General features: G+C 61.4%; 2 protein-coding genes. Both read right to left on the bottom strand.

Annotated elements, in window-relative coordinates:
- Positions 1-515: response regulator transcription factor (locus NW829_RS11115; RefSeq protein WP_414417092.1), on the bottom strand; the 515-nt coding region annotated here is incomplete at its 3' end.
- 89 nt (positions 516-604) lie between these two features.
- A complete protein-coding gene (locus NW829_RS11110; RefSeq protein WP_414417093.1) occupies positions 605-1,213 on the bottom strand; it encodes a pentapeptide repeat-containing protein in 609 nt (202 codons plus the stop codon).
- Between the last annotated feature and the right edge of the window lie 19 nt (positions 1,214-1,232).

Genomic DNA, 1,232 nt, shown 5'->3' with positions numbered 1-1,232 from the left:
TATTCTTTGACGGTTTCGATGCTCAGGCCCAGACGGCGGGCAATCTGTTTGTTGGCCAAGCCCTCGCTCATCAGTTGCAGCACACACAGCTCGCGGGGGGTGAGCTTGGGCAGCTCCTGTCGGGCAGGCAGCCAGTCTCGTTCGGGGTTGGACAAAATCTGACGGATGACGCGGGCCAATTCCGCCGGGTCGGTCTCTTTGGAAAGGTAGCCTTTGGCCCCGGCGCGGCGGGCTGCCTCAATCAGACCCGGCTCCTGAAAGGTGGTCATCATCACCACCACCACCGGCAGGCCCAGCTCGGTGATTTGCTGGCAGGCGGCGATCCCATCCCCATCCGGCATGCGCACATCCAAAATGGCTACGTCGATGGGGCAACTGCGACAATGGTGGACGGCCTGGGATCCCGTCTCGGCTTCGGCCACCACCTCAAATCCTTGGGCTTGCAGGGCAAACTTCAGCCCCAGCCGGAAGAGGGGATGATCGTCGGCAATGAGAACGCGGACAGGGGAAGTCATGGCAGGGGATCCCAGCCGAGGGGGTGCTGGTTTTAATCTGCCCAAGGGGGGATCCCAAATCAAATGGCGGAGCAAGCGGTAACTCTTGGTCAAGATCCTTCTTTCACGAAAACCATGCCCCAAGCACTAGGGTCAAAGGTGGGATCCAGCCGGGTTTGGGCATTGTACAGGGCGCCGGTCAGATCCGCCCCCTCCAGAAAAGCGCCTCGCAGGTCGGCCCCCCGCAGATCGGCATTGTGTAACTTGGCCCCTGTGAGGTCGGCGCCGGTGAGGATGGCTCGACGCAAGTCGGCCCCGCTTAAGTTGGCCACCTGCAGATTGGCACCCGTCAGATCTGTCTGCTGCAGGTTGGCCTGCGCCAGATCGGCTTCCCACAAGAAAGCCCCTGCCTGAGCTGAGCCACTCAGATTGGCCCCTCTCAAATCGGCCAGATTGAGGATTGCTTGGGAGAGGTCGGCAGCTTGGAGATTGGCCTGTCTGAGGATCGCTTCTTTCAGGTTGGCCCCCCTGAGGTCAGCTCCCGGCAGTTCTGCCCCCGTCAGGTCGCAGGCGGGGCAATCTTTGCTGGGAAAAACAATTTGGGAGCGGCCCAGTTGGGCATCCAACTCCAGTTGGGCAAAGGCCGCAGCCCCTGGGAAGACCACCCAGCCGAGCAAACTCGCCCCACCCCAGAGCTTTGTGAACCGGAGCCATGCCATTCTTTTCACCGGATCCCCT

Source organism: Synechococcus sp. R55.8, from assembly GCF_047461895.1.
Lineage (GTDB): Bacteria > Cyanobacteriota > Cyanobacteriia > Thermostichales > Thermostichaceae > Thermostichus.
The sequence above is the reverse complement of the archived record's forward strand: the minus strand, read 5'-3'. Positions and strand labels throughout refer to the sequence as shown.